Annotated in this window: 22 protein-coding genes; 7 read left to right on the plus strand and 15 right to left on the minus strand. The window is 64.1% G+C overall.

Going from position 1 to position 22,343, the window contains the following annotated elements:
• Positions 1-5 precede the first annotated feature (5 nt).
• Entirely contained in the window at positions 6-665 is a 660-nt protein-coding gene (locus tag G4G71_RS20280) for a CsiV family protein (protein WP_169939732.1), read from the plus strand.
• A gap of 136 nt (positions 666-801) precedes the next feature.
• Here the strand turns inward: G4G71_RS20280 and G4G71_RS20285 are convergent, their stop codons facing one another.
• From G4G71_RS20285 to G4G71_RS20300, 4 genes are read right to left on the minus strand one after another with little or no spacing between them, the layout of a single operon-like run.
• Positions 802-1,539, minus strand: coding sequence for an S-methyl-5'-thioinosine phosphorylase (locus G4G71_RS20285; RefSeq protein ID WP_169939733.1), 738 nt, complete (start codon positions 1,537-1,539; stop codon positions 802-804).
• A gap of 9 nt (positions 1,540-1,548) precedes the next feature.
• Positions 1,549-2,547, minus strand: coding sequence for a beta-N-acetylhexosaminidase (gene nagZ / locus G4G71_RS20290; protein ID WP_169939734.1), 999 nt, complete (start codon positions 2,545-2,547; stop codon positions 1,549-1,551).
• A gap of 11 nt (positions 2,548-2,558) precedes the next feature.
• On the minus strand, positions 2,559-3,083 hold the full coding sequence (locus tag G4G71_RS20295) for a L,D-transpeptidase (protein WP_169939735.1): 525 nt from the start codon (positions 3,081-3,083) through the stop codon (positions 2,559-2,561).
• 57 nt (positions 3,084-3,140) lie between these two features.
• Positions 3,141-3,857: a TetR/AcrR family transcriptional regulator gene (locus G4G71_RS20300; RefSeq protein ID WP_169939736.1), complete on the minus strand. Its 717-nt coding sequence runs from the start codon at positions 3,855-3,857 to the stop codon at positions 3,141-3,143.
• 251 nt (positions 3,858-4,108) lie between these two features.
• On the opposite strand from G4G71_RS20300, the gene lexA reads away from it, so the two are divergent.
• Positions 4,109-4,723, plus strand: coding sequence for a transcriptional repressor LexA (gene lexA, locus G4G71_RS20305; protein WP_026079098.1), 615 nt, complete (start codon positions 4,109-4,111; stop codon positions 4,721-4,723).
• Positions 4,724-4,736: 13 nt separating this feature from the next.
• Positions 4,737-5,210 (plus strand): SOS-induced cell division inhibitor SulA, encoded by a 474-nt coding sequence (gene sulA, locus G4G71_RS20310; RefSeq protein ID WP_169939737.1) that lies wholly within the window; start codon positions 4,737-4,739, stop codon positions 5,208-5,210.
• Between the two features lie 44 nt (positions 5,211-5,254).
• On the opposite strand, the gene G4G71_RS20315 is transcribed toward sulA, so the two are convergent.
• The 6 genes from G4G71_RS20315 to fadB form a co-directional block, all read right to left on the minus strand.
• Positions 5,255-5,494: a hypothetical protein gene (locus tag G4G71_RS20315; RefSeq protein ID WP_169939738.1), complete on the minus strand. Its 240-nt coding sequence runs from the start codon at positions 5,492-5,494 to the stop codon at positions 5,255-5,257.
• 107 nt (positions 5,495-5,601) lie between these two features.
• Positions 5,602-6,123, minus strand: coding sequence for a DUF6586 family protein (locus tag G4G71_RS20320; RefSeq protein ID WP_169939739.1), 522 nt, complete (start codon positions 6,121-6,123; stop codon positions 5,602-5,604).
• A 67-nt stretch (positions 6,124-6,190) separates the two neighbouring features.
• Positions 6,191-8,797: a type I DNA topoisomerase gene (gene topA, locus G4G71_RS20325; protein WP_169939740.1), complete on the minus strand. Its 2,607-nt coding sequence runs from the start codon at positions 8,795-8,797 to the stop codon at positions 6,191-6,193.
• A gap of 92 nt (positions 8,798-8,889) precedes the next feature.
• Entirely contained in the window at positions 8,890-9,153 is a 264-nt protein-coding gene (locus G4G71_RS20330) for a DUF1653 domain-containing protein (RefSeq protein WP_054910438.1), read from the minus strand.
• Between the two features lie 123 nt (positions 9,154-9,276).
• Positions 9,277-10,452, minus strand: a complete 1,176-nt coding sequence (gene fadA / locus G4G71_RS20335) for an acetyl-CoA C-acyltransferase FadA (protein WP_169939741.1) — start codon at positions 10,450-10,452, stop codon at positions 9,277-9,279.
• A gap of 30 nt (positions 10,453-10,482) precedes the next feature.
• A complete protein-coding gene (gene fadB / locus G4G71_RS20340) occupies positions 10,483-12,630 on the minus strand; it encodes a fatty acid oxidation complex subunit alpha FadB (RefSeq protein WP_169939742.1) in 2,148 nt (715 codons plus the stop codon).
• Positions 12,631-13,105: 475 nt separating this feature from the next.
• Between fadB and G4G71_RS20345 the strand changes: the two genes are divergently transcribed.
• Positions 13,106-13,912, plus strand: a complete 807-nt coding sequence (locus tag G4G71_RS20345; protein WP_169939743.1) for a hypothetical protein — start codon at positions 13,106-13,108, stop codon at positions 13,910-13,912.
• 27 nt (positions 13,913-13,939) lie between these two features.
• Here G4G71_RS20345 and G4G71_RS20350 read toward each other — a convergent pair whose 3' ends face one another.
• Positions 13,940-14,374 carry a hypothetical protein gene (locus G4G71_RS20350; RefSeq protein WP_169939744.1) on the minus strand — a complete coding sequence of 145 codons (435 nt, stop codon included), beginning with the start codon at positions 14,372-14,374 and terminating at the stop codon, positions 13,940-13,942.
• An 81-nt stretch (positions 14,375-14,455) separates the two neighbouring features.
• On the opposite strand from G4G71_RS20350, the gene G4G71_RS20355 reads away from it, so the two are divergent.
• Positions 14,456-14,896, plus strand: coding sequence for a universal stress protein (locus G4G71_RS20355; protein WP_024766849.1), 441 nt, complete (start codon positions 14,456-14,458; stop codon positions 14,894-14,896).
• A 44-nt stretch (positions 14,897-14,940) separates the two neighbouring features.
• Here G4G71_RS20355 and G4G71_RS20360 read toward each other — a convergent pair whose 3' ends face one another.
• Both G4G71_RS20360 and G4G71_RS20365 read right to left on the minus strand, forming a co-directional pair.
• Positions 14,941-15,627 (minus strand): DUF6901 family protein, encoded by a 687-nt coding sequence (locus G4G71_RS20360; RefSeq protein WP_169939745.1) that lies wholly within the window; start codon positions 15,625-15,627, stop codon positions 14,941-14,943.
• A gap of 62 nt (positions 15,628-15,689) precedes the next feature.
• Positions 15,690-17,600, minus strand: coding sequence for an ATP-binding cassette domain-containing protein (locus tag G4G71_RS20365; RefSeq protein WP_169939746.1), 1,911 nt, complete (start codon positions 17,598-17,600; stop codon positions 15,690-15,692).
• Positions 17,601-17,807: 207 nt separating this feature from the next.
• Between G4G71_RS20365 and G4G71_RS20370 the strand changes: the two genes are divergently transcribed.
• Both G4G71_RS20370 and G4G71_RS20375 read left to right on the plus strand, forming a co-directional pair.
• Positions 17,808-19,733, plus strand: coding sequence for a transglycosylase SLT domain-containing protein (locus G4G71_RS20370; RefSeq protein ID WP_169939747.1), 1,926 nt, complete (start codon positions 17,808-17,810; stop codon positions 19,731-19,733).
• Positions 19,734-19,796: 63 nt separating this feature from the next.
• A complete protein-coding gene (locus G4G71_RS20375) occupies positions 19,797-20,177 on the plus strand; it encodes a lysozyme inhibitor LprI family protein (RefSeq protein WP_169939748.1) in 381 nt (126 codons plus the stop codon).
• 173 nt (positions 20,178-20,350) lie between these two features.
• Here G4G71_RS20375 and G4G71_RS20380 read toward each other — a convergent pair whose 3' ends face one another.
• Together G4G71_RS20380 and G4G71_RS20385 are read right to left on the minus strand one after the other, a co-directional pair.
• On the minus strand, positions 20,351-21,160 hold the full coding sequence (locus G4G71_RS20380; RefSeq protein ID WP_169939749.1) for an MOSC domain-containing protein: 810 nt from the start codon (positions 21,158-21,160) through the stop codon (positions 20,351-20,353).
• A 162-nt stretch (positions 21,161-21,322) separates the two neighbouring features.
• Entirely contained in the window at positions 21,323-22,252 is a 930-nt protein-coding gene (locus G4G71_RS20385; protein WP_169939750.1) for a chemotaxis protein CheV, read from the minus strand.
• Between the last annotated feature and the right edge of the window lie 91 nt (positions 22,253-22,343).

Here is a 22,343-nt window from a genome sequence, read left to right on the forward strand (position 1 = left end):
TGTGCATGCGCCTGTTCCAACCCTTGCTGCTGTCGCTGGCGCTTCTCTCGCCAGCCGCTTTCGCCGAGCCTTACCAGGTGGAGCTGATCCTCTTCCAGCAGTCCGGCGACGCCGTGTTCGCCAGCCGCCCTGCGCCCGACGACTGGGCCAAGGGCGCGCAACCGCCGGGCCCGGACAGCTCGCGCCCCACCGCGATGGACGCTCAGGTCGCCAAGCTCAAGCAGAACGAAGGCTTCCAGGTGCTGATGCACAAGGCCTGGCGCCAGGAGATCGATGCCAACCCGGTGAAGGTTTCCCTGACCGAAGGCGCCCAACATGACGGCCACTTCCCGGTGGAAGGTACTGTCACGCTCAGCCAGCAACGCTTCGTGAATACCCAGACCGACTTCTGGATCAACCAGTTCGGCCAGGACGGCCTGCTCGCCGCCAGCCAGCACATGGTCCAGGAAGCCAGCCTGAAGAACAGCGTACTGACCTACCTCGACCACCCGAGCCTGGGCATGCTGATCAAGGTCACCCCGCTCAACGCCAAGCCGGCCTCCGCTCCGCCGCCGGGCATGGAAGACGAGGCACCGACCGGCCCGGACGCGCCGCAGCAGCCGGCGCCGGCCGCTCCGGCAGACGGTGGCTTCGACGCCCCGCCACCGGCCCAGCCCGCGCAATAACGAAAAAGCCCGGCAATCTGCCGGGCTTTTTATTTTGCTCTTCGTAGGAGCGAGCTTGCTCGCGAACCCGCAAGGCGCGGTGCCAAGCGGTTCGCGAGCAAGAACTAGGCGCCCCCCTCGCTCCTACAGTATTGGCTCAGCTCACCAGCACGCGCCCCAGCACCTCGCGCACCTTGCCGATGCCTTCGTGCAGCGCCTGCTCGATCTCAGCCATCGTGATGATGCCGCTGGACTTGCCCGCCGCCGGGTTCACCACCAGCGACAGGCAGGCATACGGCAGATCCAGCTCACGTGCCAGCGCGGCTTCGGGCATACCGGTCATGCCGACGATGTCGCAGCCGTCGCGCTCCAGCTTGGCGATCTCCGCCACGGTTTCCAGGCGCGGTCCCTGAGTAGCCGCGTAGACACCATGGCTGCTGTACGCATGACCCAATGCCTGCAGTGCAGCGATCAGCTTCTGGCGCAGCGGCTCGTCGTAGGGATGGCTGAAGTCGATGTGGGTGACATGGTCGATGTCACCGGCAAAATAGGTGTGCTCACGGCCCCAGGTGTAATCGACGATCTGGTGCGGCACACACAGGTGACCACTCCCCATCGCAGCATGGATGCCGCCCACGGCGTTTACCGCGAGGATGGCCTCGGCGCCGGCCTGCTGCAGGGCCCAAAGGTTGGCGCGGTAGTTCACCTGGTGCGGCGGGAAACGATGCGGGTGTCCGTGGCGAGCCAGGAACAATACTTCGCGACCGGCGAACTCACCACGCTGGATGGCCGCCGAGGGCGCGCCGTAGGGCGTATCCAGCTCGATGGCGTCCTTCAGGGTCAACCCTTCCAGCTGGGTCAGGCCAGTGCCGCCGATGATGGCGTAAACAGTCATGGCAAATCCTTAATCGATCAGTTGTGCGGCGCGCAGCTCGCCGACGGCTTGTTGCCAACGCGGCAGCTGCTTGTATTCGATGCCCGGCCAGGCTTTGGCACGCATACGCCCAAGGCGCTGCGGTGCAGTGACCTTCATGCGCTGCAGGGCACTGAGGGCCAGCTCCGCGGAGGCGCGGTCATTGCACACCAGCCCCATGTCGCAGCCGGCAGTCAGCGCGGCCTCGATGCGGTTGGCGGCATCGCCGACCACATGGGCGCCGGCCATGGACAGGTCGTCACTGAAGATCACCCCGTCGAAGCCCAGCTCGCCGCGCAGGATGTCCTGCAGCCAGCGGCGGGAGAAGCCGGCCGGATTCGGATCGACCTGCGGGTAGATCACGTGGGCCGGCATCAGCGCATCCAGCTCGCCGGAAAGACGCTGGAACGGCACCAGGTCCACGGCGCGGATCTGCTCCAGCGTGCGCTCGTCCTCGGGAATCCCCACATGGGAATCGACTTCCGCCCAACCGTGGCCGGGGAAGTGCTTACCGGTAGAGGCCATGCCGGCGGCGCGCATACCACGGATGAACGCACCAGCCAGCGCAACGGCACGCTCCGGATTGCCTTCGAAGGCGCGGCTGCCGACGACGGCGCTGCGCTGATGGTCCAGATCCAGTACCGGAGCGAAGCTCAGGTCGAGCCCCACCGCCAGCACCTCGGTCGCCATCAGCCAGCCGCACTGCTCGGCCAGCCGTTCGGCATTGGCGTTATCGGCGATGGCACGCATTGCCGGCAGGCGCAGGAAGCCCTGGCGCAGGCGCTGCACGCGGCCACCTTCCTGGTCCACGGCGAGCAGCAAATCGGGGCGCACCGCGCGGATGGCGGCCATCAACTCGCGCACCTGGCGCGGCGACTCGATGTTGCGGGCGAAGATGATCAGGCCGCCGACTTCCGGCTGGCGCAGGATCTGGCGGTCCTCGGCGGTGAGCCAGGTGCCGCCGATGTCGAGCATCAGTGAGCCTTGCATGTACATTCCTTTCAATTCAATTGCGCCACACGCCACTCGGGGCAGGCGGCTTCTTCGATTCGGGCCGAGCAATGGAGGGGAACCCTGGGGAAGAGTTCCAGCAGGTCGTCGTTACGCAGGCGGACACAGCCATGGGACAGCGGCGTGCCCATGGGCTCGCAGTCCGGCGTACCGTGCAGGTAGATGTAGCGGCGGAAGGTATCGACCTTGCCCAACCGGTTGCGCCCCGGCTCGCAGCCGCTGAGCCAGAGGATGCGCGAGAGTATCCAGTCGCGGCCGGGAAACGCCTCGTGAAGCTCGGCCGTCCAGGTCTCGCCAGTCCAGCGGCGCCCTTTCAGCACAGCACCTTTGGGCAGCCCGTCGCCAATGCGAGCGCGAATCTGGTGCAAGCCGCGCGGCGTACAGCCGGAACCGTTGCGCTCCCCCGCGCCATGGGCCGCGGTGGAGACTGGCATGCGCAAGACCAGGCGCCCCGCGGCAAAGCCGTAGAGCATCTGGTCAGCAAGGGAGATATGGAGAAGATCGAGATCAGCCATGGCCGGCTACTGTAGCCGATCAGGCCGATACAGCCCAGCGCAAGGCCGGGCCCTGGATCAAACCTTGGCGGGTGCCGGTGCGGTGCTGGATTTGGTGCGCGGCTTGAGCTGGGCGCCAGCCAGCGAAGGATCGCTGACACCGCTGTCGGCGCGCATCCCGGCGGCCAGGAACGGCACCATCAGGCGCATCACCTGCTCGATCGAAGTGTTCACGCCGAAATCGTTCTCGGCCATGGCGCGCAACGCCTTGATGCCGGACATGCTGAACACCGCCGTACCCAGCATGAAGTGCACGCGCCAGAAGAGCTCCAGCGGCGGCAGACGCGGCGCGGACTCGTTCACCAGCAGCATATAGCGACGGAAAACCTTGCCGTAGACCTCTTCGAGGTACTTGCGCAGGTGCCCCTGGCTCTGGCTGAACGCCAGGCCCAGCAGGCGCATGAATATGGACAGGTCATTGCCGCTGCGCGGCTTGACGGCCATGGCCTGGATCACGAGCAGTTCGAGCAGCTCTTCCAGCGTGGCACGCGGCGCATCGGGCTTGGCCTGGCGGCGATCCAGTTCCTTCTCGAGGCTGGCGCAGAACGGGCCGAGGAAGCGCGAGAAGACCGCCTGGATCAGCGCCTTCTTCGAGCCGAAGTGATAGTTCACCGCCGCGAGGTTCACCCCCGCCTTGCTGGTGATCAGACGCAAGGAGGTTTCGGCGAAGCCTTTCTCCGCGAACAGCTGTTCCGCAGCATCCAGGATGCGTTCGACGGTTTCCGACTGGGCCATGGCTACTCCGCCTGACAAACACTTGTTTGAAACATACGTTTCAGCGTCTTCTATTGTCAAGCAAAGTGCGATGGATTGTTACCAATATCATGGCAATGCGACGAGAGACCTTATGTACAGCAAGACGCTTGCCAGCGTCCAAAGGTTACATGCACGAACGTTCCACCGACAGCCGCGCCCAATAAAAGCATTGCCAGCCGGCCATCACTGTATATAATTCCAGCAACTGTATAAAAAGCCAGAGTATGGACATGCTGAAGCTCACGCCGCGCCAAGCCGAGATCCTCGCCTTCATCAAACGCTGCCTGGAAGCCAACGGCTACCCGCCCACCCGCGCAGAGATCGCCCAGGAACTCGGCTTCAAATCGCCCAACGCCGCCGAGGAGCACCTGAAAGCCCTCGCCCGCAAAGGCGCCATCGAGATGACCCCGGGCGCCTCCCGCGGCATCCGCATCCCCGGCTTTGAGCCCAAGGCCGCCGCCAATGACGACGAATTGCCGATCATCGGCCGCGTCGCTGCCGGCGCGCCGATCCTCGCCGAGCAGAACGTCGACGACACCTGCCGGATCAACCCCACCTTCTTCAATCCTCCAGCGGACTACCTGCTGCGTGTACGCGGCCAGAGCATGAAGGACGTCGGCATCATGGATGGCGACCTGCTCGCCGTGCATGTCACCCGCGAGGCGCGCAACGGCCAGATCGTGGTCGCCCGCCTGGGTGAAGAGGTCACGGTGAAGCGCTTCAAGCGCGAGGGAAGCAAGGTCTGGCTGCTCGCCGAGAACCCGGAGTTCGCCCCCATCGAGGTGGACCTCAAGGAACAGGAACTGGTCATCGAAGGCTTGAGCGTCGGCGTGATCCGTCGCTGAACAGGAGACAACCATGCAGTACCCGCAGCCACAAAACCTGCCGCAACTCCCGCTGTTCCAGGAAGCACTCTGGGCGAGCGGTACTGCTCCCCTGCTCCCTGAACTACTGGAAGACGAGCCGGTTGCCGACGATAGCGCCTTCAGCGAGATTGCCCTGCGCGGGCTGCCCGGCCAGTGCCTGACGCTGCTGGCGCCGATGCTTCGTGGACTCAGCGAGGAAAGCGATTCCCGCTGGCTGACACTGATCGCCGCGCCGTCCAGCCTGACACCGGACTGGCTGCGCAAGGCCGGCCTGAACCGCGAACGCATCCTCCTGCTGCCTGCCCGCGATCAGGCCGCAGCACAGGCACTGGCCTGCGAAGCGCTGCGCCTGGGCAACAGCCATACGGTGGTGAGCTGGCTGAATCTCAGCGAAAACGCGCGCAGGCAGCTTTCCCGCGCCGCCGTTGCCGGCCAGGCGCAGAGCCTGAATATTCGCCTGGGATGATCTGAACAAGAAGCCTCGCCGCGAGCGCGGTGAGGCGGCAGAACTCAGTGCAGGACGCGCGGACCTTCGTCTTCCATGCCCATGTCGCCACCTTCGGCAAGACGACCAGCCATCTGCACACCAACATTGAACATCGCCTTGGCGATCTCGATGTGCTGGCCCTGCAGGAAGCCCTTGGCATCGGCGGAGAACTCCAAGGTCACCAGCGCCTCCTCATCATCCGCACGACGTAGCACAATGCGCCCGTCAGGCAGCTCGACAATTTCCAGAAATGAGGTTGGCATAGCGAAGTTCTCCACAGCAGAACGCGTAGTGTAACAGCCACATCCGCTACGCCCTAGCCAAAGCGCGCATGGGCCGACCAGAAGGCCAGCACAGTGTGAAGCGGGAATCAGAGCTCGGTGAGCGAAGCGCGGAAACGCAGCACCAGGTCCTTCAGGGCTTTGCGCCAGGCTTCCAGCTCTTCATTACCCAGTTCGTCCGGCGTCTCGTCGTCGACATTCACCGCCTGGATCAGCGGCTGGGTCGGATCGACCTTGGCTTTCTTCGGCTCGCTCGGGGGCTGGAACAGCGCAGCATAGGCGGCCAGCAGGCGACCCAGCCAGGCTTCGGGCGATTGCGCCAGCTCGACCATTTCGGCCAGCTCCGGGCTTGGAGCGGCGGCCAGCACCTCGGCATTCAGCAGCATATCGACGCGCGGCGCACCGGCCTGGGGCAGGCGGTAGTAGCCGGCGATCTCATGGGCCACGCCCAGCACGGCACCATAGAGATGGAACAGCGCCGATTCGCGCTCGGCCTGAATGCGCGCCTGGGCATTCATCGCACGCGCCGTTTCGGCGCTGCGCCAGGCTTCCAGGGCAAGGCCGGCGAAGAACAGCTTCTGGTTGGTGCGGGTATAGAGTTCGTTCGCCATGACCGGGCCCTCTGCAGTCGACTTCGGCAGTATAAGCACGCCCCACCTCAGCGGGGCGCGCCTTCCATCAGCGCTTGTCCTCGACCTTCCACTTGCCGCCGTCGAAGAACGCGCGCCAGCCGGTGGGCTTGCCATCGACCTCGGACTGCACGTACTGCTCCTTGGTCTTGCGGCTGAAGCGGATCACCGCCGGGCGTCCATCCGGGTCTTTTGCCGGCGCGGCGAGCAGGAAGTGGTACTTCGGATCCAGCTCTTCCTTGTGTGGAATCAGCTCGGCCACCAGCGGAGCACGGGTCTCGCGGTTCTTCGGGAACTGGCTGGCGGCCAGGAACAGGCCGGAAGCGCCGTCACGCAGTACGTAGATGTCGTCCACCTTCTCGCACTTGAGTTCCGGCATGCGGATGGCGTCCATCTTCGGCGGTGCGGGCTCGCCGCTCTTCAGCAGCTTGCGGGTGTTCTTGCAGGTCGGATTGGTGCAACCGAAGAACTTGCCGAAGCGGCCGGTCTTGAGTTGCATCTCGCTGCCGCACTTGTCGCATTCGAGGCTCGGACCTTCGTAGCCCTTGATGCGGTACTGGCCCTCTTCGATCTCGTAGCCGGCGCAATCGGGGTTGTTACCACAGATGTGCAGCTTGCGCTTCTCGTCGACCAGGTAGGCATCCATCGCGGTGCTGCAGATAGGGCAACGGTGTTTGCCACGCAGCACGCGGGACTCGGATTCGCCCTCGTCATCCGCGGCGATCTCGTCGCCCGGAATCAGGTTGACGGTCGCCTTGCAGCGCTCTTTCGGCGGCAGGCTGTAACCCGAGCAGCCGAGGAACACGCCGGTGGAGGCGGTACGGATCATCATCGGCCGGCCGCACTCGCGGCAGGGGATGTCGGTCAGCGTCGGCTGGTTGGCGCGCATGCCGTCGTTGGAGGCTTCGGCCAGGTCGAGCTTCTTGCGGAAGTCGCCGTAGAACTCGTCCAGCACATTTTTCCAGTCACGCTCGCCCTGGGCCACGTCATCGAGGTTCTCTTCCATGCCGGCGGTGAAGCCGTAGTCCATCAGGTTGGAGAAGCTCTCGTTGAGGCGGTCGGTGACGATGTCGCCCATCTTTTCCGCGTAGAAGCGGCGGTTGTGGGTGGTGACGTAGCCCCGCTCCTGGATGGTGGAGATGATCGCCGCGTAGGTGGACGGGCGGCCGATGCCGCGCTTTTCCAGCTCCTTGACCAGGCTGGCTTCGGAGAAGCGCGCCGGCGGCTTGGTGAAGTGCTGGCTCGGATCGAGCTTGAGCAGCTTCATCGCGTCACCTTGGGTCATGACCGGCAGAACATCGTCCTCGCCCGGCTTGCTCTGCTGCGGCAGAACCTTGGTGTAGCCATCGAACTTGAGGATGCGGCCCTTGGCACGCAGCTCGAAGTCACCGGCTGCCACGCTGACAGTGGTGGACAGGTACTCGGCCGGCGGCATCTGGCAGGCCACGAACTGGCGCCAGATCAGGTCGTAAAGGCGCTCGGCGTCCCGCTCCATGCCCGACAACTGGGTCGGACGCAGGTTGACGTCGGAAGGACGAATCGCTTCGTGCGCTTCCTGGGCACCTTCCTTGCTGGAATAGAAATTCGGCTTTGCCGGCAGGTATTTCTTGCCGAACTCGCTGTCGATGAAGCCGCGCACCATGTCGATGGCGTCGGCCGACAGGTTGGTCGAGTCGGTACGCATATAGGTGATGTAGCCGGCTTCGTAGAGACGCTGGGCCATCATCATGGTCTTCTTCACACCAAAGCCCAGGCGATTGCTCGCGGCCTGCTGCAGGGTGGAAGTGATGAACGGGGCCGAGGGCTTGCTGGAGGTCGGCTTGTCCTCGCGCTTGGCGATGCTGTAGCTGGAAGCCTTGAGCTTCTCCAGGGCGGCCATGGCCTGCGCTTCATTGAGCGGCTTGAAGGCTTCGCCCTTCTCGCGCACCACTTCGAAGCGGACCTTGTCGTTCTTCGGCGTGCCGAGGTCGGCATGGACTTCCCAGTACTCTTCCGGGACGAAGGCGCGGATCTCGCGCTCACGCTCGACTACCAGCTTCACCGCCACCGACTGCACGCGGCCGGCCGACAGGCCGCGGGCGATCTTGGCCCACAGCAGCGGCGAGACCATGTAGCCCACCACCCGATCTAGGAAGCGGCGCGCCTGCTGGGCATTCACGCGATTGATATCCAGCTCGCCGGGCTGGGAGAAGGCCTCTTGAATGGCTTTCTTGGTGATTTCGTTGAAGACCACGCGCTTGTAGCGCGAGTCGTCGCCGCCGATAGCCTCGCGCAGGTGCCAGGCAATGGCCTCCCCTTCGCGGTCCAAGTCAGTTGCGAGATAGATGGTGTCGGCGTCCTTGGCCAGGCGGCGCAGTTCCTCGATCACCTTTTCCTTGCCGGGCAGGATCTCGTACTTGGCCTTCCAGCCGTGCTCCGGGTCGACACCCATGCGGGTGACGAGCTGGCGCTTGGCCTTCTCCTTCGGCGACAGGGCCGGCGCTTCGGAAGCGGTCTTGCGCGCTTTCGCCGCAGGCTCCTTCGACGCGGACGAGCCGCTGGTGGGCAGGTCGCGGATGTGGCCGATGCTCGACTTCACCACGTACTGGTTGCCCAGGTACTTGTTGATGGTCTTGGCCTTGGCCGGTGATTCCACGATGACCAGCGATTTACCCATGGATCGGAAGATTCCTGCGTCGAAAAGATGAATTTACAAGGAGGGAGGCGCTTGGAGCGGCACCGCTATATATAGTGGCGGTCGCGCCAAGGTCAAGCTTGGGTTTCGCCGGACGGGCCGGTCTGAAGACCCAACGGATCGTCTTCGGCGCTGATCAGAGCGAATCGCGGAACCTTCTCGCCATTCACTTCCACCGCCTCGGTGAACATGCTCAGCGGGCGCACCCAGAGGCCGAATTCGCCATAAAGCGCCTGGTAGATCACCAGGTCTTCCTCGGTCTCCGAATGCCGGGCGACGCCGAGCACGCGGTACTGCTGTCCCTTGTAGTGTCGATACAATCCGGGCTGCAAGTGCATGTCGGTTCTCCCTCCGCCGGCCAAAAGGCGGCGATTGTGCTGATTGCGCGGCTGCCGGGCAATCCCCACCCGACAAAAACGAAAGCCGGGGCACAAGGCCCCGGCTCGTCCATCCGCGAAAGCTTAGACGCGTTCGAAGACGGTGGTGATGCCCTGACCGAGGCCCACACACATGGTGGACACGCCCAGAGTACCGCCGTTCTGCTTCATCACGTTCAGCAGGGTGCCGGAGATACGCGCACCGGAGCAGCCGAACGGGTGACCCAGGGCGATGGCGCCGCCGTGCAGGTTGACCTTCTCGTCCATCTTGTCGAGCACCTTGAGGTCCTTCAGCACCGGCAGGGCCTGTGCGGCGAAGGCTTCGTTGAGCTCGAAGAAGTCGATATCGTTGATGGTCAGGCCGGCGCGCTTGAGCGCCTTGTTGGTCGACGGAACCGGACCGTAGCCCATGATCGCCGGATCAACGCCCGCCACGGCCATGGCACGAACCACGGCCATCGGCTGCACACCCAGGTCCTGGGCGCGCTGGGCGCTCATGACGATCATGCAGGAAGCGCCGTCGGTGATCTGCGAGGAAGTACCCGCAGTCACGGTACCGCCTTTGGGGTTGAACGCCGGTTTCAGGGCGGCCAGGCTTTCCAGGGTGGTTTCCGGACGGATGGTTTCGTCGAAGTCGAAGATCTTCAGGAAGCCGTTCTCGTCGTAGCCTTCCATCGGGATGATTTCGTCTTTGAACTTGCCTTCCTGGGTCGCTTTCCAGGCCAGTTGGTGCGAACGCACGCCGAACTTGTCCTGCGCCTCGCGGGTGATGCCGTGCATCTTGCCCAGCATCTCGGCGGTCAGGCCCATCATGCCCGACGCCTTGGCGGCGTACAGGGACATGTGCGGGTTCGGATCGACGCCGTGCATCATGCCGACGTGGCCCATGTGCTCCACGCCGCCGATGACGAAGACGTCACCGTTGCCGGTCTGGATCGCCTGCACGGCAGTGTGCAGGGCGCTCATGGACGAGCCGCACAGGCGGCTGACGGTCTGGCCGGCGCTGGTGTGCGGGATCTGGGTCATCAGCGACGCCATGCGCGCGATGTTCCAGCCCTGCTCCAGGGTCTGGTTCACGCAGCCCCAGATCACGTCCTCGACTTCCGCCGGGTCGATCTTCGGGTTGCGCTCCAGGAGCTTGCTGATCAGGTGCGCGGACATGTTCTCCGCGCGGGTATTGCGGTGCATGCCACCCTTCGAACGGCCCATCGGGGTGCGGCCGAAGTCGACAATGACGGCGTCTCTCGGATTCAGGCTCATAAATTCACTCTCGCTCTATTCGTTGCGCACTCAACCGAAGAACTTCTGGCCGTTCTTGGCCATTTCACGCAGCTTCGCGGTCGGGTGGTACAGCGCACCCAGGTCGGCGTACTTGTCGGCCAGTGCGACGAATTCGGCCACACCGATGGAGTCGATGTAACGCAGGGCACCGCCCCGGAAGGGAGGGAAGCCGATGCCGTAGATCAGGCCCATGTCGGCCTCGGCAGCGGTCTCGACGATGCCGTCTTCCAGGCAGCGCACGGTTTCCAGGCACAGCGGGATCATCATGTAGTTGATGATGTCCTCGTCGCTCAGCTCACGCTGTTCGGTGACGATGGACTTCAGCAGCTCATAAGCCTGCGGGTCGGTGACTTTCTTCGGCTTGCCGCGCTTGTCGGTCTCGTAGGCGTAGAAGCCCTTGCCGTTCTTCTGGCCCAGGCGGTTGGCGTCGTACATCACGTCGACGGCAGTCTTGCCTTCCACGGCCATGCGGTCCGGGAAGCCTTCAGCCATCACGTCACGGCCGTGGTGGCCGGTGTCGATGCCGACCACGTCGGACAGGTAAGCCGGGCCCATGGGCCAGCCGAACTTCTCCATGATCTTGTCGATACGTACGAAGTCCACACCGAAGCCCAGCAGCTTGGAGAAGCCGCCGAAGTACGGGAACAGCACGCGGTTGACCAGGAAGCCGGGGCAGTCATTCACCACGATGGGGTTCTTGCCCATCTTCTTGGCGTAGGCCACGGTGGTGGCGACAGCGACGTCGCTGGACTTCTCGCCACGGATGACTTCGACCAGGGGCATCATGTGCACCGGGTTGAAGAAGTGCATGCCGACGAAGTTTTCCGGACGCTTGAGCGCCTTGGCCAGCAGGTTGATGGAGATGGTGGAGGTGTTCGACGCGAGGATCGCATCATCCTTCACCACGCCTTCAACTTCAGCCAGAACGATCTGCTTGACCTTCGGATTCTCGACCACAGCTTCGACGACGATGTCGACGTTGCCGAAGTCGCCGTAGGACATGGTCGGGCGAATGGCGTTCAGGGCCTCGGCCATCTTGGCCGGGGTCATACGGCCTTTTTCGACGCGCTTGCCGAGCAGCTTCGAGGCCTCGTTCAGACCCATCTGGATACCCTCTTCGCGGATATCCTTCATCAGGATCGGAGTGCCCTTGGAAGCGGACTGGTAGGCGATGCCGCCACCCATGATGCCGGCGCCGAGTACGGCGGCCAGTTTCACGTCCTTGGCGATCTCGTCGTACTGCTTGGCCTTCTTCTTCAGGTCCTGGTCGTTCAGGAACAGGCCGATCAGGCTCTGCGCAACCGAAGTCTTGGCCAGCTTCACGAAGCCCTGGGCTTCGATTTCGAGCGCTTTGTCACGACCGAAGTTGGCGGCTTTCTGGATCGACTTGATCGCTTCGACCGGAGCCGGGTAGTTCGGGCCGGCCTGGCCAGCAACGAAGCCCTTGGCGGTCTCGAAGGCCATCATCTGCTCGATGGCGTTCAGCTTGAGCTTTTCCAGCTTCGGCTGACGGCGGGCCTTGTGGTCCAGCTCGCCGGCGATGGCGCGCTTGACCAGGTCCAGAGCGGCGGCTTGCAGCTGCTCGGGAGCCACGACGGCATCGACGGCGCCGACTTTCAGCGCGTCTTCAGCCTTGTTTTCCTTGCCCGAGGCAATCCACTCGACCGCGTTGTCGCAGCCGATGATGCGCGGCAGGCGAACGGTACCGCCGAAGCCCGGGTAGATACCCAGCTTCACTTCCGGCAGGCCGACCTTGGCGGTGGCGCTCATGACACGGAAGTCGGCAGCCAGGCACATTTCCAGACCGCCGCCCAGGGCGATGCCGTTGATCGCGGCTACGGTCGGAACATTCAGGTCTTCGAAGTCACTGAAGATCTTGTTGGCTTCGAGGTTGCCGGCCAGCAGCTCTTCGTCAGGCAGCTTGAAGTTGTCGACGAACTCGGTGATGTCGGCGCCGACGATGAACACGCCTTTGCCGCTGGTCACGATCACGCCCTTGACGGACGCATCGGCCTTGATGGTATCGACTGCTTGGCGCAGTTCATTCAGGGTGAGTCGGTTGAACTTGTTGACGGACTCGCCCTTGAGGTCGAAATTCAGTTCGACGATGCCGCTCTCAAGAGCCTTAACCGTGATGGCTTTACCTTGGTAAATCATCAACTGATCTCCACGCTAGGGAAGCTTGAAATCACACGTCGGACACCGTGTATCGGGACGGCCCGGCAGTCGCCGAGGATAGTCCCAAAGCTTGCGGCACACCCGCCAACGCGATAGCCGGGGCGTTCTGATCAAGTCACTGCACGGGGCAAACGCTCGATTCATACGCCCGTTTGATTTGGGTGCGCCCACCTTCTAGGAAAAGCCAAGGCTTGTCAATCAGCGAGACGCAACAGTCGCAAAGCGGCCGGGGCGTCTGGGCCGGAGCATTCAGCGCAGTCCTGACACCCCATTCATCACGCCTATCATGACAATTGCTACCTGGCACCACCGTCCCGACAGCCACTGTTCAAACCCCATGGCCCGCGCTAGAGTCGGGCGCAATGGCGATCTGCCTCCTGCCAACGCTGGCGGACGCCTGGAACCTGTGCAAAACAAAACAACAAGAAGCCCATGGCTCCAAGGAGTTGGAACGATGTCCAGCCGTCCGCTCGTGCGTCTGCTGTCCGCGCTCGCGCTCACCGCCCTGCCCCTCATCGCTGCCGCCGACACCGCCAGCGACCTGCTCAACGTCCACCAGACGCGCCTGGCCGCCCAGCGCAGCCTCGGTGATTTTTTCATGTTCAACGCGATGGAAGGCGACCAGAAGTACGCCAAGATGGTCGAGGCCTCGGCGCAGACCGCGACCGACGCCCTGGGCAAGCTGGGAGAAATGCCCGGCAACGAATCGAAGAAGCTCAGTAGCGAGTTGCAGGATGAATGGAAAGCCTACGCGACTCAGTTGCACACCCTCACCGGTGCACTGGACAAGAGCGGCTACACCGACCTGCAACCGGTGGCCGACCTCGCCGCACAGAACCGCAAGCTGCTGGACACCGCCGAGCAGCTCTACGCGAAGATCCAGGAAGAAAGCGGCAGCAAGGTCCCGCCGCTGACCCAGCAGACCCGCGAGCAGAGCCTGCTGATGCAGGACATCGCGGTGGACTACGCCTCGCGCAATGCTTCGGTAGGCGCCAGCTTCTTCGGCGGCGGCGAAGAGCGTCCGCTGGACGACCTGGCCAACCGCTTCGCGATCAACCTGGTGAAACTGCAACAGGCGCCGCAGACCACGCCTGAGATCGGCCAGGAGCTGCGCGGCGTGGCGATCAAGTGGCGCTACATCGAGAAATCGCTGCAGAACTACAACCAGAACAGCGTGCCTTTCCTGATCAACAAGTACTCCGACCGCATCATCGAAGACCTGGAGAAAGTCTCAGGCCTCTATGCCGCGCAGCAGAGCTGATCGCTTCAGGGATGCTGCTCGAGGGCTTCAGGCTTGCTGCTTAAGGAAGGCAGCGACTCGCTCGAGGTCGCTGCTGTCGCCCCGCTCGCCCCAGTACAGCGCGAGGAACTGGGGCGTCGCCTCGACCATGTAGACGTCCTTCGGCAGGCTGGCGAGCGCCTGGGCCAGCTCGGCGGGGGCGCTCGCCTCGCGCCAGCGGTCCAGCCAGACGCCCGGCTCGCTCTGCCAGTAGCACCAGACATCGCGGTTCCTGCCGCGCGCGCGGTGGTACTGAGCGCACTGGCGCGGTGGCTGCCGTTCCAGCCAGTGCGGCCACTCCTGCTGCGCCATCTGCATGGCCAGGCCCAGGCGCCGCGCCTGCAGGCGAAGGTCCATCTGCCCGCGCTGGCCGCGCGAGGGAATCAGCCAGGTCAGGGGGCTGAGCACCAATGCGATAAGAAGAATTACCATCCATGTGGTCATATCGGTTATACCGGTCAAACAGGTCAAGCACGGCCTTTAGGGCCATACTGATAATTATCGAGTCCCCCGGAGGAGACGCTCATGCCCTACCAACACATTCTGGTCGCCGTCGACCTTACCGAAGAATGCGATCCGGTGATGAAGCGGGCGGTCGCGCTGGCCAAGGCAAACGATGCCCGGCTCTCGGCGGTGCATGTGGTCGAGCCCATGGCCATGGCCTTCGGTGGTGACGTGCCGATGGACCTGTCGATGCTGCAACAGCAGCAGTTCGACCAGGCCAAGGAACGCCTGCACCAGTTCACCCTTACCTACGCCGAAATCACCAGCTCCCAGTGCCACCTGGTCTACGGCCAGCCGCGCCAGGAAATCCACCGCCTCGCCGATGAGCAGGACTGTGACCTGATCGTCGTCGGTAGCCATGGCCGCCACGGCCTCGCCCTGCTGCTGGGTTCCACCGCCAACGATGTGCTGCACGGCGCACCTTGCGACGTTCTCGCCGTACGCCTGCAGAAAACCAGCTGAGCCAACTCGAGTGAAACAGTGGGCCCTGCGGGGCCCGCTTCGTTTCAGGCGCCGAGCATATCCCCGCTCATCAGCAGCGGGCGCACCTTCTGCAACTGCGCCTCCAGCGAATAACTCATGCTCGACGCCATGGAGAAGAAGCTGAGGAAAGCTTTCAGGTTCGAGTCGCCCTCGCAGGTCTCGTGAATCCGCTGCCAGAACGCCTGGTTCACCAGCTGCAGCTGCTGGAACTGTTTCACCAACCCCTTCAGTTCCCAGTCCGCATGCCGCCCTTCACGGAAGTTGAAGTACTGCCGCATCAGGTACAGCGACACCGCGCGCAGGATGAACTCCTGGTTACTGGCGAACGGCAAGTGCTGCTGCGCCATCGGCTTGAGCCGGCCCAGCAGCGGGCAGGCGCTGGTGGCCATGATCACGCCAAGCAGTGCGCGCAGCCCCTCTTCCAACCCCGCGTGCTTGATGTACTCGCGCTCCGGTGTGCGGACCTGCACCGAAACCTTCTTGAAGGCCGGCAAACCACGGAAGTCCTCGATCACTCGGTGCAGGTCCACCGCCGCCGGGCAATGGCTGTGCTGCGCCGGGTTCAGCGGGCAGTTGCTGCAGCGGTTGTTCTCCAGGCGCGTCCAGCGTGGCGTCTGGGCGGCTATCTGCGGCTCGTACTGGCGCTCCAGCTCTATGCGGTAACTGAACTCGTGCTCATCATCCAGGGTGATGCGGTACTCGATTGCCATTCGGCCATCCCTAACAGTCTTTGATCAGCGATACGCACGGGCACATCGCCAGACCGAACGGATCACTCTTCCAGTTCAGCCCAGCGCTCGATCAGCCGGTCCAGATCTTCCTGCAGGGTACCGAGGCGCGCGAGAGCGGCCTGGGCTTCGTCCTGCGGGCGCTGGTAGAAGTCCGGTGACGCGGTTTCTTCCTGCAGCGCGGCCATTTCCGCCTCCAGGGCCTCGATCTGCCCGGGAATGGCTTCCAGTTCGCGCTGCAGCTTGTAGCTCAGTTTCTTCTTTGGCGCGGCTTCCACCGACGCACTGGCAACCACCGGCTGCTCGGCAACGGGGGCAGCAGCGGGCTTGTCACCCTTCTCTTCACCTACGCCGAGCAACTTGGGCGAGCCGCCCTGGCGCAGCCAGTCCTGGTAGCCGCCGACGAATTCGCGCACGCGACCTTCGCCTTCGAACACCAGGGTGCTGGTGACCACGTTGTCGAGGAAGGCCCGGTCGTGGCTGACCATCAGCACGGTGCCGTCGAAGGTCAGCAGTACTTCTTCGAGCAGCTCCAGGGTTTCCACGTCCAGGTCGTTGGTCGGTTCGTCCAGCACCAGCAGGTTGGCCGGCTTGCTGAACAGCTTCGCCAGCAACAGGCGTGCCCGCTCGCCACCCGAGAGCGCCTTCACCGGGGTACGGGCGCGCTGCGGGGAGAACAGGAAGTCGCCCAGGTAGCTGAGGACGTGGCGATTCTGCCCGTTGATCGTGATGAATTCGCGACCTTCGGCAATGTTGTCGATGACGGTCTTTTCCGGCTCCAGCTGGTGACGCAACTGGTCGAAATAAGCCACTTCCAGTCGGGTGCCTTCCTTGACGCTGCCGGAAGTCGGCTGCAGGTCGCCCAGCAGCAGCTTGAGCAGGGTGGTCTTGCCGGTGCCGTTGGCGCCCAGCAGGCCGATGCGGTCGCCGCGCTGCAGCACCAGGGAGAAATCACGAATCAGCGCCGGGCCGCCCGGGTGAGCGAAGCCGGCGTTCTCGACAACGATGACCTGCTTGCCGGACTTCTCCGCAGTCTCCAGCTGGAAACTGGCCTTGCCCTGGCGCTCACGGCGATCGGCACGCTCGTTGCGCATCGCCTTCAGCGCTCGCACACGGCCTTCGTTACGGGTACGACGGGCCTTGATGCCCTGGCGAATCCACACTTCCTCCTGGGCCAGGCGCTTGTCGAACAGCGCATTGGCGGCCTCTTCCGCGGCCAACTCCTGCTCTTTATGCACGAGGAAGCTGGCGTAGTCGCCGTTCCAGTCGATCAGGTGGCCGCGATCCAGTTCGAGGATGCGGGTGGCCACGGCCTGCAGGAAGGCACGGTCGTGGGTGATGAACAGCACGGCGCCGGGGAAGTCGGCCAGGGCATTTTCCAGCCAGGCGATGGCACCGATGTCCAGGTGGTTGGTCGGCTCGTCCAGCAGCAGCAGATCGGGCTCGGCCACCAGCGCCTGGGCCAGCAGCACGCGACGGCGCCAGCCACCGGAGAGCTCGGCGAGGGTCTTGTCGGCCGGCAGTTGCAGGCGCGTCAGGGTGGTGTCCACCAGTTGCCCCAGGCGCCAGCCGTCGCGAGCCTCCAGCTCCTGCTGGACGCGCGCCAGCTTGTTCAGGTCGTCCTCGTTCTCGATGTGCATGCTCAGGTGGTGATAGCGCGCCAGCAGCTCGCCCACTTCAGCCAGTCCTTCAGCGACCACGTCGTAGACGGTACGGTCATCGGCTCGCGGCAGCTCCTGCGGCAGCTCACCGATCTTCAGCGCCGGGGCGCGCCAGATGTCGCCGTCGTCGGGCTTCTGCTCGCCCTTGACCAGCTTGAGCATGCTCGACTTGCCGGTACCGTTGCGGCCAATGACGCACACCCGCTCACCCCGGGCGATCTGCCAGGACACCTTATCCAGCAGCGGAGTGGTGCCAAAGGCGAGGGACACGTCGGTGAACTTGAGCAGGGTCATTGGGTATCTCCACAAACAGGGCGCGCAGTTTAAGGGAAAGCGCGGAAAAGTCAGAGGGTCGCGCACAAACTCGCGCGGCGAGACAGGCGTCTGCCTTTGCGCGATGCATCCGTGGTGGCGCTTTCGCCGCCCTCGCGCAACAGGCTAAGCTACGGGGCAGCGGGCGCGCGCCATCCAGCGCCCACCGATCATCTTCCCGGAAGAGCCATGCGCGGTCGCCTTTTCTCACTGTTCTCCTGCCTGATCCTCAGCCTGTCCGCTTCGACAGCCAACGCAGCGTCCCTGCCCCAGCAGCGCCAGATGTACGACGAGGCGCAGAAGGCACTGGCGCGCAATGACAGCGGCCCGTATTTCCGCTACCAGTCGGCACTGGCCGATTATCCGCTGCAGCCGTACCTGGCCTATGACGAGCTGACCAACCGTCTGAAAAGCGCCAGCAACGCCGAGATCGAGCGCTTCATCGAGCAGCACGGCGACCTGCCGCAGATCAACTGGCTGAAGCTGCGCTGGATGCGCCAACTGGCCGATCGGGGCGACTGGAGCACCTTCGTCCGCTACTACGATCCGAAGATGAACTTCACCGAGCTGGACTGCCTCTACGGCCAGTACCAGCTCGGCCACGGCAACAAGGCCGAGGGTTATGCCACCGCCGAGAAGCTCTGGCTGGTCGGCAAGCCGCAGCCCGACGCTTGCGACACTACCTTCGCCATGTGGCAGGCTGATGGCCAGCTCACCGAAGAGAAGGTCTGGAAGCGCCTGAAGCTGGCAGCCGAGAAAGGCAACTACAGCCTCGCCACCGTGCTCTCCAAGCGCCTGCCGACCCTCGGCAGCCAGGGCGCGCTGATGGTTAATGTCGCGCAGAACCCTGCGCAGCTGAGCCAGACCACCCGCTTCGGTGCCCGCGACCATGCCACCGCCGACGTCGTCGGCCTCGGCCTGCGCCGCCTGGCCAAACAGGACCCGGAAAAAGCCATCACCCTGCTGGACTACTACAGCTCGGTACTACCCTTCTCCAGCGACGAGAAGGTCTCCATCGCCCGCGAGATAGGCCTGAGCCTGGCGCGGCGCTACGACCCGCGCGCCCTGCCGATGATGGTCAAGTACGACCCGCAGCTGCGCGACGACACCGTCACCGAATGGCGCCTGCGCCTGCTGCTGCGCCTGGGCCGCTGGGAAGAAGCCTACGAGCTGACGCGCGCGCTGCCGCCGTCGCTGGCCGAAACCAACCGCTGGAAGTACTGGCAGGCGCGCTCGCTGCAACTGGCGCAACCACAGAACAAGCAGGCCATCAGCCTGTACCAGCCGGTGGCCGGCGAGCGTGATTTCTACGGTTTCCTCGCCGCCGACCGGATCAACGCCCCGTATCAACTGAACAACCGCCCCGTGGCGCCGGATGCCGGCACAATGCAGCGCGTGCGCAACGCGCCGAGCACCCGCCGCGCTCTGGAGTTCTACGCCCGCGGCGAGATCATCAACGCCCGCCGTGAGTGGTATCACGCTGCCCGCCACCTGAGTCACGACGAGCTGCTGGCCCAGGCCAAGATCGCCTATGACATGCAGTGGTACTTCCCGGCGATCCGCGCGATCAGCCAGGCCAAGTACTGGGACGACCTGGATATCCGCTTCCCCATGGCCTACCGCAACACCCTGGTACGCGAGGCGCGCAACCGCGGCCTGCATTCGAGCTGGGTGTTCGCCATCACCCGCCAGGAAAGCGCCTTCATGTCCGATGCGCGCTCCGGCGTCGGCGCCACCGGCCTTATGCAGCTGATGCCGGCCACCGCCAAGGAAACCTCGCGCAAGTTCGGCATCCCGCTGGCCTCGCCGCAGCAACTGATAGTGCCGGATGTGAACATCCAGCTCGGCGCCGCCTACCTGAGCCAGGTTCACGGCCAGTTCAACGGCAACCGCGTGCTCGCCACCGCCGCCTACAACGCCGGCCCCGGCCGCGTGCGGCAATGGCTGAAGGATGCGCGCCACCTGGCCTTCGATGTCTGGGTGGAGACCATTCCGTTCGACGAGACCCGTTCCTACGTGCAAAACGTACTGTCCTACGCGGTGATCTACGGACAGAAACTCAACGCGCCACAGCCCATCGTCGACTGGCACGAACGCTTCTTCGACGAGCTCTGATCCATCCACCGCCCGGCACTCGCCGGGCGGCTTTCATCCCCTCAAGGAAAAAAGGAAATTTCCATGCGCAAGACCGTTCTCTCCCTCTCCATGCTTGCCGCAGGCCTGCTCAGCGCCGACCTGGCCCTCGCCGCCTGCGAGAAGCCGCGCAACGCCTTCGACAGCGTGTACTGCCTGAGCACCGAATACGCCCAGGTCGACCGCGAGCTGAACAATGAATTCGGCACCCTGCGCAAGATGCTCAACGACGGCCAGAAGGCTGCTCTGAAGAAGAGCCAGATCGCCTGGATCAAGGATCGCGATGCCCAGTGCAGCTACGAGCGCGACGGCGGTTACTTCGTCAACCTGCAGTGCGCCGTGAACAAGACCAACGAGCGCCTGGCCGTGCTGCGCGAGCGTGAGCGCGAGTGCCAGAGCACCGGTTGCGTCGACAGCAAGCTGTAAGGCGCTGATGGCGAACAACCGTGAAGGTTGTTCGCCCTGCGGTTACCTGAGGGATCGAGCTTGCTCGCGAACAGATTTTCCGGCGGCACAGGCGTCAGGCGGGTTCGCTAGCAAGCTCGCTCCAACAAGTTGGCGCCTGGCGCACAACCCCACGCGTGATTTGCCTATGCGCCCTACTCCAGAACTTCCACTTCCATACCCTCGCGCAGCGTTCCGCTGTTCAGGGCGATCAGGTTCTGGCCGAACAGCGCCTCGCCATTGACGTTGCGATAGTCCAGCAGGGTCGCCAGCGGCTCACGGGCGGCATCGCGCTCGCCGGTATGCGGGTCGATGGTGGTGAGGATGCAGCGCGAGCAGGGCTTGGCCACCTTGAAGGTGACGTCGCCGATGCGGACGCGCTTCCAGCCGTCTTCCGCGAACGGCTCGGCGCCGGTCACCACCAGATTCGGGCGGAAGCGCAGCATCTCCAGCGGGCGACCAACCTTCGCCGACAGGTCGTCCAGCGAACCCTGGCCGATCAGCAGCAGCGGGAAGCCATCGGCAAAGTGCACGTGCTCGCCAGGCTCGGCGTAGGCGGTGTCCACCTGCCGCGCGCGCTGCTCGGGCATCTGCACCAGGCGCACATCACGCTCGAGGAATGCGCTCAGCCACTGCGCGGCGGCGTCGCCGGCATCCGGCACCTGCAGCATGTCGCGCCAGATCAGCACGCCACGCAGGTTGTCATCGCGTCCCGGCACTTGCACCAGCAGGTCGTCCATGCCCGGTGCACGCAGGCGCAACGCCTGGAAATCGTCCTGCCAGCGCGCCTCGATACGGCCCATCTGGGGCAGCAGGCGCTGGGTGAGGAAGCGCCCGTTGGCGGAGTCGACCACCATCCAGCGTCGATCCCCTTCCAGGCCCAGGGCGTCCAGGCGAACGGACTCCAGGGGCTCGTAGGCAGTGGATTTGACCGGGTAGCGGTAGAGCTCGCTGAGCGTGTACATCGGAGGCTTCCTTTCGTGCAGGCGAAAGCGACCTTATACGGTGTGGAACGGGCGTCTAGCAATGGCAACGAACTTGTAGGAGCGAGCTTGCTCGCGAACGCTTTTTTCCGGAGGCAACGGCATCAGGCGGTTCGCGAGCAAGCTCGCTCCTACGAAAAGCAGCTACGCGGGTACTTTCTGCAGGCGGCGGCGTACCACTTCCACCAACTGGTCCGGCTGGAACTTGGAGAGGAAGTCGTCGCAGCCGACCTTCTTGACCATGGCGTCGTTGAAGCTGCCCGACAGCGAGGTGTGCAGCACCACGTAGAGGTCACGCAGGCGCGGGTCGTTGCGGATCTCGGTGGTCAGCCGGTAGCCGTCCATTTCCGGCATCTCGGCGTCGGTGAAGATCATCAGCAGCTTCTCTTCCATATCCAGGCCTTCATCGGCCCAGCGCTTGAGTTGCTGCAGCGCGCGCAGGCCGTCGGTCGCCACATGCAGGCGCAGGCCGAGCTGGCCAAGGGTATCGCGCAGCTGGGAGATGGCGACACTGGAGTCATCCACTACCAGCACTTCGCGGCCACGGGTCTGGCTGAGCAGCAAGTCGTCCAAGCGGTCGCTGGAGACGCGGGTATTCATCGGCACGATCTCGGCCAGCACCTTCTCCACGTCGATGATCTCCACCAGGCGGTCTTCCACCTTGGTGATCGCGGTCAGGTAATGCTGGCGGCCGGCGCCACCGGGCGGCGGCTGGATCGACTCCCAGTTGAGGTTGAGGATGCGCTCCACCCCGCCCACCAGGAACGCCTGCACCGAACGGTTGTACTCGGTGACGATGATGGTGCTGTTGGCATCCGGGGTCAGCGCGCGCATGCCGATGGCGCGTGATAGGTCGATCACCGGCAGGGTCTGGCCGCGCAGGTTGATCACCCCGCAGATCATCGGGTGGCGCTGCGGGATCAGCGTCAGGCGCGGCAGCTGCAGGACTTCCTGCACCTTGAACACGTTGATCGCGAACTGCTGCCGCCCGGCGAGGCGGAAGACCAGGATTTCCAGGCGGTTCTCGCCTACCAGTTGGGTGCGTTGATCGACAGTGTCGAGAATACCGGCCATGCCTGCTCCAGATTCGGAATGAGTCGTGCGGGAGAGCTATCGGCCGTATCGGCGCCAACAAGATACTGGCCGTGCGCCATCATGCACGACT

It is taken from the genome of Pseudomonas multiresinivorans (assembly GCF_012971725.1).
Classification (GTDB): domain Bacteria; phylum Pseudomonadota; class Gammaproteobacteria; order Pseudomonadales; family Pseudomonadaceae; genus Pseudomonas; species Pseudomonas multiresinivorans.